The following is a 13667-nucleotide window of genomic DNA, read 5'->3' as shown; positions in this document are numbered from 1 at the left end:
CGAGTGCTCCACCAATGGGAAATCCATGGTGGAGCACTCGTCTTTTTGATGTGTTGCACGCAGTACAAGGCCTGCGCAAGGCTTACAACCCACTATACTGCGTCGTAGCCTTTTGTGCTGTTGTGCTCGAGCAAGTCTTTAAGATTTTGCTCACGGAAGCCATGTTCCTTCTGCTCTTCGTAGAGAAGTTCAGCCTCTTCTTTTTCAGCTTCCGAATGTTCAAAGTGGATGGTCTTTGCTTTCAGCTCGGCTATTCCCCATCCCATCAGCGCTATGACGATGAGCGCTATGAAAATATATAATCCAGTCATCATTGAATAATGTTTTGAAGTTTTTATTCTTTATTGGCACGTTTACGCTCGGTGTGGTCGAGGATAATCTTGCGCATGCGCATACTCTTGGGCGTCACTTCTACGTATTCGTCGCCTTTGATGTATTCCAAGCACTCTTCAAGGCTCATCACGGTCTTGGGAATGACACGCGCTTTATCGTCCGAACCACTGGCACGCACATTGGTAAGCTGTTTGGCTTTCGTGACGTTGATGACGAGGTCGTTGTCGTGTACGTGCTCGCCGACCACTTGTCCAGCATAAACTTCCTCACCTGGGTCGATGAAGAATTTTCCGCGGTCTTGCAGTTTGTCGAGCGAATAGGCGTAGGCTGTGCCCGTTTCCATGACAATCATCGAGCCATTCAGGCGGCGTGTAATCTCGCCTTTGAAGGGTTGATACTCTTTATAGCGGTGAGCCATGATGGCTTCGCCTTGCGATGCCGTGAGCACATTGGTGCGCAGGCCGATGATGCCGCGTGAAGGAATCTCGAAGGTGATGTTGACACGGTCGCCTTCAGTGTCCATGCCGGTGAGTTCGCCTTTGCGACGTGTCACCATATCAACCATCTTGCTGGAGTAGTCTTGTGGCACATTGATAGAGAGCTCCTCAATAGGCTCGCATTTCACGCCATCGATTTCCTTGAAAATCACCTGTGGTTGCCCCACTTGCAGCTCATATCCTTCGCGGCGCATGGTCTCAACAAGCACCGAAAGGTGGAGCACACCGCGGCCGCTGACAATCCATTTATCGGTCGTGTCTTCGAATGGGCGCACACGAAGAGCCAGGTTCTTCTCTAACTCTTTATTGAGTCGGTCGTTGATGTGGCGAGAGGTGCAGAACTTTCCTTCGCGACCAAAGAAAGGCGAATCGTTGATGGTGAAGAGCATGCTCATTGTAGGTTCGTCGACAGCAATGGGAGGTAATGCCTCGGGATTTTCCCAATCGGCAATGGTGTCGCCGATTTCGAAGCGTTCCAAACCTACAACCGCGCAGATGTCACCGCTGCTTACGCTCTCGGCAGGCGTGCTCCCCATGCCTTCGAAGGTGCGCAGTTCTTTAATCTTTGTCTTCTCTTGTGTGCCGTCGCGGTGGCAAATGGTGATGTTCTGCCCGCTCTTGAGTGTGCCGCGATGCACGCGACCAACGGCGATACGCCCCGTGTAGTTCGAATAGTCGAGCGATGTAATCAGCATCTGTGGTGTGCCGTCGATATGTTTGGGCGCAGGAATAACCTCCACAATCTTGTCCAACAGGTAATCGATGTTGTCGGTAGGTTGCTTCCAATCGGCAGCCATCCAACCATTTTTGGCCGAGCCATAAACCACCTGAAAGTCTAATTGCTCTTCGGTGGCATTGAGGTCGCACATCAAATCGAACACCATCTCATAAACTTCCTCGGGTCGGCAGTTGGGCTTATCCACCTTGTTGACGACAACAATGGGTTTCAGGCCCAATTGCAACGCCTTTTGTAGCACGAAACGTGTTTGTGGCATGGGGCCTTCGAAAGCATCGACGAGCAACAAACAGCCATCGGCCATGTTCAACACGCGTTCCACTTCGCCGCCAAAGTCCGAGTGGCCCGGCGTGTCCAAGATGTTAATTTTCGTGCCTTTCCAGCTTATCGACACATTTTTCGAGAGGATAGTGATACCACGTTCGCGCTCCAAATCGTTGGCGTCGAGCACTTCGCCACTATTATCCTGACCCTCACGAAACAACTTTCCGGCCAGCATCATCTTGTCCACCAGCGTTGTTTTTCCGTGATCGACGTGTGCAATCACCGCAATATTCCTAATGTCCTGCATGTTCTTTCCTTAATTATCCTATGTTAAATGTGCTGCAAAAGTACAAAAAATAACTGAAGTAGGCACGGCTTTGCAGCGAGATAATCAAGATTTTAGTGATATTTGCCGCGCCAGGCAAGGCCATGTTAAATTAATGGGCTACGTCAGTTGCAGCTATATTGCCAGGCGCGCCACGTTGGCCACGAGGGCGCATCCATCGGTAACAGATGTGCATTATGCGTAATGCACAAACATTTCTATACATGGAAACGCCGCTGCGCGGACGTTCGGGCGGGCACACAGGCGCCGCCCCTACCATTTCTCATGTGGTTCCGTGCCCCAAGATTGCCGGCGAGGTATTCGCCGACGAACTAAACTGAGGAAGGTTGCGTGGCAGAGGGGTTTGATAGAGGCTGGTAGGGGCGGTGCCTATGTGCCCGCCCGTGTCGCCCTGCAAGGGCGCATCCCATCGGTAACGGATGTGCATCATGCGTAATCTACAAACATTTCTACGCATGAAAACGCGCCCTTTGCGGCTGGGGATGTGCTCTTTGCGGATGGAAACGTCTCCTTTGCGCATGGGAACGTGCTCTTTACGCATGGAAACGTCGCTGCGCGGACGTTCGGGCGGGCACACAGGCGCCGCCCCTACCATTTCTCGTATGGCTTGCATCATAAGATTGCTGTCGAATAGTTTGCCGCTGCACAAAAATGCGTTTATAGTCGTGGCGAGGTGCTCGCCGCTGCACAAAATGCGTTTATAGTCGTGGCGAGGTGCTCGCCGCTGCACAAAAAAGAGTTTATAGTCGTGGCGAGGTGCTCGCCGCTGCATTAAAAAGAGTTTATAGTCGCAGCGAATAGTTTGCCGCTGCACAAAATGAGTTTATAGTCGTGGCGAATAGTTCGCCGCTGCACTAAAAGAGTTTATAGTCGTGGCGAATAGTTCGCCGCTGCATTAAAAAGAGTTTATAGTCGTGGCGAATAGTTTGCCGCTGCACAAAAATGAATTTATAGTCGTGGCGAATAGTTTGCCGCTGCATTAAACCAAGAAGAGGGTGCTGGCGAGGTGCTCGCTGATGGAGAAAGGGTGTTTTACTGCCTTTTTGAAAGGAGTTTTCTGCAAATAGGTCTGGTTTTCATGGAAAAAGACTATCTTTGCAGCCGTACTTAATACGATAAAATTTTATTCATGCAGTTAGATTACGCGCTTTTCAGTCATGAGGAAGGGAGAAAGAATGTGGGTTGTGGTGTAGCACGCGCATTGCTTTTCGGTTTGTTTCTCAGTGTTTCTTTGCAGCTTTCGGCACGCGATATCACGCCCAAGGCGGCCTTGTCCATTGCGCGCCGCTACGTGGAAGTGGGGCGCGATGCGTTGAAACGGCAGCCCACACGCAGTGGCGCAGCGGCAAACGCCTCACCTTATTATATTGTCAACGACGCGCATGGGCACGGCTTCGTTGTGGTGGCGGGCGACGATGCCATGGGCGAAGTGTTGGCCTATAGCGCACGGGGGCAAATGGATACGACGCGGCTCAACCCCGAGGCGCGCTATCTGTTGCAAGCCTATCGACAGGTTTACACGCAATTGAAGCATGGTGGGCGGCTCGTTCAGGCTGCGAAACCCACAAGAGCGCTTGCCGAACGAGTGGCACCGCTGTTGCGCACGCAGTGGGGACAGAGCTATCCGTATAGCAAGAAAACGGGCTATGTGACAGGATGTGTGGCCACGGCGATGGCGCAAATCATGAATTTCCATCGCTGGCCAGCGCAGGGTAGGGGGCAGAATCGCTACACAGTGAATTATGACCACACGCAGCGCGAAGCCGATTTCAGCCAGTCGCATTATGATTGGGCCAACATGCTCAATGATTATGGGCGCCAGTCGGCCACTGCACAGCAAGAAGATGCTGTGGCGTTGCTGATGAACGATGCGGGGATAGCCGTCTATATGCAATATACGCCGAGTGGAAGTGGCTCTCAAAGCACGGCGGCAGCCAAAGCCTTGCGTGACAATTTTGATTATGATGCCGCGCTCGTGACCAAGGCCGACGAGGGCAATGCCCATTTCGCCGAAATCATTAAAAACGAGCTTCGACAGGGGTTCCCACTCTACATCTCGGGCGATCCGAAGGGTGGTGGTGCCGGACATGCGTGGGTTTGCGATGGTTTCGACAGCGAAGGCATGTTTCATATGAACTTTGGTTGGGACGGGCAGGCCGATGGTTACTACTCGCTCACGGCACTCAATCTCGCCTCTACGGGCAGCGAATTCCAAGGTCGACCGTTGAGTTTTGGCCTGCGATTGCATGTTATTGCAGCGCATCCCAACAAGGCTGGAACACCAAAGATTGATGCAGACATTGCCGTTGGTGTGCCCAACTTGGCGTTTAATCTGAGCGGAGAGATGCACTTTGTCGGCACGCCGCCGACCCATTTGGTGGCCGATGCCAAGCTGGCCTTCAGCCATTTTGTGAATCAGAGCTATCAAAAGTTCTGTGGCGACGTGGGAATTGGCATTTATAACGCCAGCAACCAGTTGGTGAAGGCTTGCGCATCCGACGCGCATCCTCAGGGCGGCTATACGAAAGTGCGTTACAAGGATTATGACGGCAAATTGCCTTCGGGCGGATTGGTGAACGATGATGTGCCCATTGCCGTCGACCTTTCGAGCCTCGCCGATGGGCAATATGTCTTATCGCCCATCTGCGCGACATGGAAAACGGATGGCAGCTGGGGCGAGTGGGCGCGCATCAAGAAGGCGCCACGCGTGGTGATGCTGGTAACCCACGGGCAAATCGCCTATGTGGAGCTGCCCTCAGCCACGACGGCCTATCAGTTGGACACGCCACCATCGTTTGCTAAGAAGTTGCGGTCGGCAGAGAAAAACACGCTCGTGTTGAACATCCGCAAGCTCGATAGTATGCCTTTCGACGGCATCGTGAAAGTGGATTTCATCAATGCACAGGGAGCTTTGGCCTACACTGTGCAGACGCAGAAAGTTGTGGAGTTCGAGCAGTTTGCACCCACCATGGTGACTCTGCCTGTGGAGCTGCCCGCCACGTTGCCCGCAGGCCGTTATGAATTGCGTACAACCATTCTCAAACGCGACACCAATGAGCCTTGCCTTGTGCGCACGGATGCCCAAAATGCACCATGCTATGTCGAGGTGGAGCAGGGCGAGCTGCCCGTGAATTTGTTAGAGAATGCGGTGGGATTTGCGCAAGACAATTCGGGCTACAGCATGCAGAGCGAGGGCATCGACATTAGTTTCACACCCATTTTCAAACTCAATTGCGTGGTGACCTTGGCCGACCACATGCGCTATCAAGGTGGCTTGTCGTTGGCTTTGATTGACACCGAGGACGACCGCGTCATCATGTTGATGAAACATGCGCAGCAGGTGGACCTCAGCGATGCCCACTTCTCTGAGCAAATCGTCACGGGATGGCTCAAACCGGCTGATTTGAAAATCATCAACAACCGCACCTATCGCCTGGCCGTCATGGGCGAGGTCGATGGGAAAGAACGCAACTTGTGGCCTGCAGCTGTTGCACCTTTCTATGTGTCGATTGTCAACGGACCGCTCAATCAGTATCCCAACGACAAGCCCAATGCCCTGCCCACCGTGGCTTTCACTGGCCGTTTGCGCTTTGCCGACGGCATGTTAGAAGTGCAACAAGCAGGGCTTATGCGCGTTGAAGTCTATAGTGTGAATGGCATGCTCGTGAGCCGCAGCCATGCCGTTGAGGACAATCAAGTGGCTATGTCGCTGCCAAAGGGAACCTATGTGGTGCGCATTATCACGCGCAACGGCCAATCTTCAAAAGTCATTCGGTAGGTTGTGGCAAGTTATTCGTTGGGTGGTGGAGTAAATCGCCTTAATGTTGCGGCACACCAAACACCATTGAGGGCGGAAATGCATTGCACACACTGCCCACCCAACGCAAAACCTATGCGGCGTACCCTACGCCGCATAGAACTGGCCAAAATAGTGTGCGGCGTACCCTACGCCGCATAGAACTGACCGAAAAAGTGTGCGGCGTACCCTACGCCGCATAGAATTGGGCGAAAGAGTGTGCGGCGTACCCTACGCCGCATAGAACTGGCCAAAATAGTGTGCAGCGTACCCTACGCCGCATAGAACTGGCCGAAAAAGTGTGCGGCGTACCCTACGCCGCATAGAACTAACCAAAATAGTGTGCGGCGTAGGGTACGCCGCACACTTTTTCTTCATATAAGCTCCTCGCTAAGCCTACACCCAGGCATTCTTTCGCATTGGAGTGGTCGGCGAGCGCATTGCCCATGGGCAACTTTGGCGCGATTTACAGTTTGAACTTCTCGGTTTGCTGCTGAATGAGTGCAGCATCGTTGAAATAATCAATCTGCATGGCGCGTTTCACCGCCTCCATAGTCTGTGTTGCCGCTTGGCGTGCCGCTTCGCTTCCTTGTTTGAGCATGTTGAAAATCTCGGGGATGTCTTGCTCGAAGGTGCGACGACGCATGCGCATCGGTTCCAACATGCGGTTGATGACGCTATTCAAAAGCTTCTTGCATTTCATGTCGCCGATGCCGCCTTGCGTGTAGGCCGCCTTGAGTTCGTCGAGGTTTTTAAACTCGGGCCAGAAGTCGGCAAAGTCTTGATCGGTGGCGAAGGCGTCCAAATAGGTGAACACTGCGTTGCCTTCTACATGACCGGGATCGCTCACATTGAGGTGCGTTGGGTCGGTGTACATGCTCTTCACCTTAGCCCAAACGGTATCGGCATCGTCGCTCAGATAAATGCAGTTGCCAAGGCTTTTGCTCATTTTCTCTTTGCCGTCGGTGCCGGGGAGGCGTCGTGCCGTGGCATTTTCGGGCAGCATAATTTCAGGTTCGGCAAACACCTCGCCATAGGTTTGGTTGAATCGGCGAGCCAGTTCGCGCGTCAACTCAATCATGGGCTCCTGGTCTTCGCCCACGGGAATGGTGGTGGCGTTGAAGGCAAGAATGTCGGCTGCCTGTGAAACGGGATAGCAGAAGAAGCCCAAGGGGATATTGGCTTCGAAGTTGCGCATTTTGATTTCGGTCTTCACCGTGGGGTTTCTTTGCACACGCGACACAGTAACCAAGTTCATCAAATAGGTCGTTAGCTCGGCCAATTCGGGGATTTGGCTCTGAATATAGAGCGTGCACAGCTTTGGATCTAAGCCTGCAGCCAGATAATCCAAAGCCACTTCAACGATGTTTTGGCGTATCTTTTCGGGATTATCGGCATTGTCGGTGAGTGCCTGTACATCGGCCATGAAGACAAACATGCGGTCGAAATCGCCAGCATTTTGTAGTTGAACACGTCGCCGCAAACTGCCCACATAGTGGCCAAGATGCAGCTTTCCGGTGGGGCGGTCGCCCGTTAGTATAATCTTTCCCATGTTAGAACTCGGCTGATTTAGGTGTGCGTGGGAACGGAATGACATCGCGGATGTTCTGCATACCCGTGACAAAGAGTATCAAACGCTCGAAACCGAGGCCAAATCCAGCATGTGGGCACGAGCCATATTTGCGTGTGTCGAGATACCAGCTGTAGCTTTCGGGTGCCATACCACGCGCTTTGATTTCGGCCACCAGCTTCTCATAGCTCTCTTCGCGCACCGAACCGCCAATGATTTCGCCAATTCTTGGGAAGAGCACGTCGGTGCCTTGCATGGTTTTGCCATCGGCATTTTTCTTCATATAGAACGCTTTGATTTCCGAAGGATAGTCGGTCATGATGACAGGACGTTTGAAATGTTCTTCCACTAAATAGCGTTCGTGCTCGCTGCTCAAATCCATTCCCCATTCCGTTACGGGGAATTCGAACTTCTTTCCGTTCTTCACTGCCGCTTGAAGAATTTCAATTCCTTCGGTGTAGGTCAGGCGAACAAAGTCTTCTTTAATGACCGATTGCAACGTCTCCAACAAGTTTTTGTCAATCATCTTGTTGAGGAATTCCAAATCGTCTTTGCAGTGTTCCAACGCCCAGCGCACGCAGAATTTAATGAAATCTTCCTCTAAATCCATCAGCTCATCTTTGTCTAAGAAGGCCACTTCGGGTTCAATCATCCAAAATTCTGCCAAATGGCGCGGCGTATTGCTATTCTCTGCGCGGAACGTTGGGCCAAAGGTGTAGATGCCACCTAAGGCTGTTGCGCCCAATTCGCCCTCTAATTGACCCGACACGGTGAGGCTCGTTTTTTTGCCAAAGAAATCTTTTTCATAGGGCACCTCACCCGTTTTGCCTGTTCTGCTGAGGTCGAGTGTCGTCACTTGAAACATCTCTCCCGCACCTTCGGCATCGCTTGCGGTGATCAATGGCGTGTGGAAATAGTAGTAACCATGCTCGTGGAAATACTGATGAATGGCAATCGCCATGTTGTGACGAATGCGGAAAACGGCACCAAAGGTGTTGGTGCGCAGACGCAGATGCGCATATTTGCGCATGTATTCAAAGCTCTGTCCCTTCTTTTGCATGGGATAATCCGACGGGCAAAGACCATAGATTTCGATGGCTTTGCTTTGAATTTCAACGCTTTGACCAGCACCTTGGCTTTGCACCAATGTTCCTGTTACCCCGATACATGCACCTGTTGTGATGCTTTTCAAGGCTTCAGCATCCATCGAAGTGGGGTCAACCACAATCTGAATGTTGTTGATGGTCGACCCATCGTTGAGGGCAATAAAGTCGACAGCCTTACTGTTTCTGTGGGAGCGCACCCATCCTTTCACGAGTATATCGTGATTAAAGTCGACGCTTTTGAGGGCGTCGACTATTTTTGTTCTTTTCATTTTCAATTCTGAATATTACTCAAACATCCCACTCCGGAGGATTTCTACCTCTTGTTCCGTGAGGAATCTCCAGTCACCACGACGAAGATTCTTTTTTGTTAGACCTGCAAATTGCACACGATCCAAGCGTGTTACGCGATAGCCTAAGTGTTCAAAAATGCGACGAACGATGCGGTTCTTGCCGCTGTGAATCTCTATGCCCACTTGCTTTTTGTCGTGTGGGTCAGTATATTCTATCGCATCTGCATGAATCTCTCCATCTTCTAATTCAATGCCGCTGGCAATCTTTTGCAAGTCTTCCTCAGCCACATTCTTATCTAAATGCACATGATAGACTTTCTTTTTCAAGAATTTGGGATGCGTGAGTTTGCTTGCTAAATCGCCATCATTTGTCAACAACAGCACGCCCGTTGTGTTGCGGTCTAAGCGACCCACGGGATAAATTCGCTCAGGACAAACATCTTTAACCAAGTCCATGACTATCTTGCGTTGTTGTGGGTCATCGCTTGTTGTCACATAATCTTTAGGCTTATTGAGCAACACATAGACCTTCTTCTCCAAAGAAACTATCTGGTCGTGGAATTTCACCTCGTCAGAACGCAACACCTTTGTACCCAATTCGGTAACAACATTGCCGTTCACCGTCACTACTCCTGCTTGGATAAATTCATCCGCTTCACGACGAGAGCATACACCTGCGTTGGCCAAATATTTATTCAAACGAATGGGCTCGTTGGGGTCGATGTGTGTTTCTTTATATTCAATGCGCTTCTTTAAGCTGTATTTCGCATTGGGGTCATAGCCTGGGCGATTGTTCTTAAAGTTGCGGTTGTTGTTGAAATTCTGTTGTGGGTGGTTATGGTAGCCTCCATAATTATTATTATAGTTGCGATTGTTATATCCACCTTGTTGGGGATAACCGCCACCATTGTTATTGTAGTTACGGTTGTTTGGGTATCCGCCGCGAGGTTGATAGCCTCCTTGTTGTGGGCGTCCATAACCTTGTTGCTGCCGAGGTTGGTAGCCTCCTTGCTGCTCTTCGCCATTCGCATTGTAGCGAGGACGATAGCCTTGCTGCTGAGGACGTGCATAATTACCTTGTGGGCGGGGCTGGTAACCTCCTTGTTGCTCGCCACCATTGTTATTGAAACGTGGGCGATAACCACCTTGTTGTGGTCTACTATTGCCACCACGGCTGTTGTATCCCCCTTGTTGGCGGTTATAACCTCCTTGGTAAGGTTGGTAACTGCGTTGTGGACGTTCGTTGTTTTGCAGCGCACTGCCGAAACCTTCTGGACGGAATCCGCCTTCGTTTTCGTTGCCTGCACCTTCTGAACTATACGCCCGTTGTGAATGAATGCGTGGGCGTTGTGGCCTACTTGCATTGCGATAGTTGGGTGAGTAACTTTCTGTTTGTCGTGAGTAACCCTCACGGGCGCCCTCAGTCTGTTCGTTAGACAGAGGTTGAGCATTTTTTTCTAATTCTGAATCCATAATTTTTAATTCATGATTTTTGTAGCCTCGCGGCCGGGTTAATACTTTATGATAACTTTCTTTTATATTTTCGAGTGGTCTACATGCCCGTATAATTCAGCGGCGTGATGGCCATCAATTCAGCTTTTACGTTTTGAGGCACATCGAGTTGTGCAATGAATTGCTGAATCGTTTCTTGGGTCATGTGTTGGTTGGTTCGTGTCAATGCTTTTAAAGCTTCGTAAGGATGGGGATAGTTCTCTCGGCGAAGAATGGTTTGTATGGCTTCGGCCACTACTGCCCACGTGTTGTCTAAGTCGGCTTTCAATTTATCTTCGTTGAGAATGAGCTTTTGCAATCCTTTCAAGGTGCTTTGCATTGCGATGAGACTATGTGCCAAAGGAACGCCAATATTGCGCAGCACGGTGCTGTCGGTGAGGTCGCGTTGCAGGCGGCTCACGGGCAGTTTCTGTGCTAAGAATTGCAAGAGTGCATTGGCCACCCCTAAGTTTCCTTCGCTATTCTCATAGTCGATGGGGTTCACTTTGTGGGGCATGGCACTCGAACCCACTTCGCCTGCTTTTATCTTCTGCTTGAAATAATCCATAGAAATATACAGCCAAAAGTCGCGATCAAGGTCGATGAGGATGGTGTTGATGCGACGGATGCCATCAAAAACGGCACCCATGTGGTCGTAATTGCTAATCTGTGTGGTCCATGTCTCGCGTTCCAAGCCCAACTTCTGACCAACAAACTGCGCACCGAATTCTGGCCAATTGATTTGTGGGTAGGCCACATGGTGTGCATTGAAATTGCCCGTTGCGCCGCCAAATTTGGCTGTGAATTTGCAAGTCTTTAGCATGGCCAACTGCTCTTTCAGGCGATAAACATACACCATAATCTCCTTTCCCAATCGTGTGGGTGAGGCCGGTTGTCCATGTGTCTTGGCCAACATGGGCACTGCTTTCCACTCCTCGGCATAGGTTTCGAGTTGCTGGATGAGCACTTCCGTTTGTGGATAATACACATTTTCCAAAGCTTCTTTCAGTGAAAGTGGCACGCTGGTGTTGTTGATATCTTGCGATGTCAGTCCAAAGTGAATAAATTCCTTGTATGCTTCAAGCCCACCGATGCGGTCGAATGCCTCTTTAATGAAATATTCTACGGCTTTTACATCGTGATTGGTGGTTTGTTCAATCGTCTTTACACGGCTTGCATCGGCCTCAGAAAAGTGGCGGTAGATGTCGCGCAAAGCATCAAACTTGCTGCTATCAACACCTTGTAGTTGTGGAAGTCCCCACTCGCAGAGGGCAATGAAATACTCTATTTCTACACGAACACGATAGCGTATTAACGCATATTCCGAAAAATAATCGGCAAGTTCTTGGCATTTATTTCTATAACGTCCATCGATAGGTGAAATGGCGGTCAGTGAATCAAGAATCATCTCTTTTAATTGATGTTTAAAACCTTATTGAATACGAAAGATATCGACACCGCAAAGATACTGTTTTTTCACAAAACTGCTTTCTTCCAGAATGATAAAGTTTTTTAAATTCTAAGAAAGATGGTTTGGTTAGTAACTTATGGTGTGGCTTATCTTGTGCGTATTGAGAAACTGTGAACAATTGAAATTTTGTCCCATTGCAAGTTATCTACGTAGCCAAGGAATGGAATGAATGAGCTTATTCCCACAGAAAGAGATGAGGAGAGATGTGCAATAACTGATGACGAGTAGTGTCGCATAAATGATAATGGGATATTTAAACCCATAAATAAAATCATGAAAGAAATAATTGCAAAAATAAGTGTGTATGAGCCACATGACCATAGACTGTTTTCCCATAGCAGATAGAAAACTTTTTATGGAAGAAACGATCCGTATTTGTAAGAAAAGCACAGCCAGTGCTATTTCGAAGATGAGATTGGTAATGGCGTTGGAAAGCGAACAGTCGATAACGATTAGCCCAAGCAAAAGGATATAAACGAGCCATTGATGCTGAGAGAAAATGGCAATTCTTAGCTGATGGGTGGTGCCAATGTGGTGTAGGGCTGCCCCAATCATAAAAGGAAGTAGTAAATCGAAATAGGTGCAAACAAAATAAGCCCAAGTTCCATACGCCCCATTGGGTGCAATATAACGGCTAATGGTATAGATGCTTGCGAGATAAAGGACTCCAGAGGTGAGGATACTCATTGGGACTCCAATCTTTCTCATGCCTTTAAACAAGTAGAAAGCCGATAGAGATAGTAACGCGTATGGAAATAGAAACCAAGTTTCTGTGTTATAGTTACTCCGTAAGCCAATTGCATTGAGCACTGCAGTCTCCCAATCCCCAGGATAGCCTTCCTTACCTATCCAATGGCCTATGTTGACAAAAATGAGCAAAGTGAGCCAATAGAAAATATATAGTTTACATAATTTCTTTATCTGCCCTTTGATGGTTATCTGTCCTTTTGTGTAAATATAATGTAGGCCATAACCACTTATGATGAGGAAAATAGCAACAGGATGTGCGGCGTGACTTAGGAAATAGACAAGTGGTGTGCTACCGATGTAAAGTAGAGGGGTGCACATGGCATCTACTTGTGGGTGATTAAAAAGATGTAAAAATAGCATCATTAAGATGGCTACACCTTTAAGCAGGACCGATTGTTCTTTATTCATAAAAACGGATTCTGTTGTGAAATGAATGCGAATACTATCCCTTTTATCGTTACTGATGATGTGCAAAGTTACAATTTTATTTTTTAATCGTCGTTTATCGTTGTCATCTTTAGCAAGTAAAAGCGATGAAAGAAGACTGAAACAGAGCTTTCGTAGTTGCTTTATTTCTCGTTGGGAGCGACTGGGGAATATTTAAAATGCTTCTAATGGAATCCTTGCTTAGCATGTCTATTTCGATGGGTAGACAACAAGCGGGTACTTGATTGCCAATAAAAATGGTGCACTTTACCTCATAAAAGCTATGCTGTTGCACAGCAATCACGATGAGATTGTGACACCATTTGCACTGCTTTTCTATAGCGTTGCATAGCAGGTAGGAGCGATGGGGTAGAGAAGTGGGTGGGACAAGGGTAAAACTGTAGCAAGAAGTGGGCTTGTATAGGAGTCGGTTCTTGCCACTTCGTTGTACGTAGATAGTGTGTCTTTCATGTTTTTCCCATTTCGACGCATGACGATGATGCATTTTTGGGGATAGAAACGAGACCTCTGCAAAACCTACCATCCACTCAATTCTCACCCATACACTCTTAGAAGAATAAATCTTTTTGA

The 13667-nt window shown here is 49.1% G+C and carries 10 protein-coding genes; 1 reads left to right on the top strand and 9 read right to left on the bottom strand.

The annotated features are described in order from the left end of the window. Positions 1–92: 92 nt before the first annotated feature. The 3 genes from X919_RS0101375 to X919_RS16370 all read right to left on the bottom strand — a co-directional run bounded on the left by X919_RS0101375 (position 93) and on the right by X919_RS16370 (position 2948). Positions 93–311 carry a hypothetical protein gene (locus X919_RS0101375; RefSeq protein ID WP_028898707.1) on the bottom strand — a complete coding sequence of 73 codons (219 nt, stop codon included), beginning with the start codon at positions 309–311 and terminating at the stop codon, positions 93–95. 23 nt (positions 312–334) lie between these two features. Beyond that, positions 335–2137: a translational GTPase TypA gene (gene typA, locus X919_RS0101370; RefSeq protein ID WP_028898706.1), complete on the bottom strand. Its 1803-nt coding sequence runs from the start codon at positions 2135–2137 to the stop codon at positions 335–337. 301 nt (positions 2138–2438) lie between these two features. Continuing rightward, entirely contained in the window at positions 2439–2948 is a 510-nt protein-coding gene (locus X919_RS16370; protein WP_028898705.1) for a hypothetical protein, read from the bottom strand. A 357-nt stretch (positions 2949–3305) separates the two neighbouring features. On the opposite strand from X919_RS16370, the gene X919_RS0101360 reads away from it, so the two are divergent. Further along, positions 3306–5954, top strand: a complete 2649-nt coding sequence (locus X919_RS0101360; RefSeq protein ID WP_028898704.1) for a thiol protease/hemagglutinin PrtT — start codon at positions 3306–3308, stop codon at positions 5952–5954. A 484-nt stretch (positions 5955–6438) separates the two neighbouring features. Here X919_RS0101360 and trpS read toward each other — a convergent pair whose 3' ends face one another. From trpS to X919_RS16985, 6 genes are all read right to left on the bottom strand, one after another. Continuing rightward, positions 6439–7524, bottom strand: a complete 1086-nt coding sequence (gene trpS, locus X919_RS0101355) for a tryptophan--tRNA ligase (protein ID WP_028898703.1) — start codon at positions 7522–7524, stop codon at positions 6439–6441. A 1-nt stretch (position 7525) separates the two neighbouring features. Further along, entirely contained in the window at positions 7526–8917 is a 1392-nt protein-coding gene (asnS, locus tag X919_RS0101350) for an asparagine--tRNA ligase (RefSeq protein WP_028898702.1), read from the bottom strand. A 15-nt stretch (positions 8918–8932) separates the two neighbouring features. Next, positions 8933–10411 (bottom strand): pseudouridine synthase, encoded by a 1479-nt coding sequence (locus X919_RS0101345; RefSeq protein ID WP_028898701.1) that lies wholly within the window; start codon positions 10409–10411, stop codon positions 8933–8935. 79 nt (positions 10412–10490) lie between these two features. Beyond that, positions 10491–11837: an adenylosuccinate lyase gene (purB, locus tag X919_RS0101340; protein ID WP_028898700.1), complete on the bottom strand. Its 1347-nt coding sequence runs from the start codon at positions 11835–11837 to the stop codon at positions 10491–10493. A 204-nt stretch (positions 11838–12041) separates the two neighbouring features. Continuing rightward, positions 12042–13058 (bottom strand): acyltransferase family protein, encoded by a 1017-nt coding sequence (locus X919_RS0101335; protein WP_028898699.1) that lies wholly within the window; start codon positions 13056–13058, stop codon positions 12042–12044. Between the two features lie 109 nt (positions 13059–13167). Beyond that, positions 13168–13667, bottom strand: a 500-nt coding sequence (locus X919_RS16985; RefSeq protein ID WP_216592147.1) for a hypothetical protein, incomplete at its 5' end; no start/stop codon positions are given.

Origin of the sequence: Prevotella sp. HJM029 (assembly GCF_000599605.1) — a bacterium.
GTDB lineage: Bacteria > Bacteroidota > Bacteroidia > Bacteroidales > Bacteroidaceae > Prevotella.
This window is presented reverse-complemented; position numbering and strand designations above follow the sequence as displayed.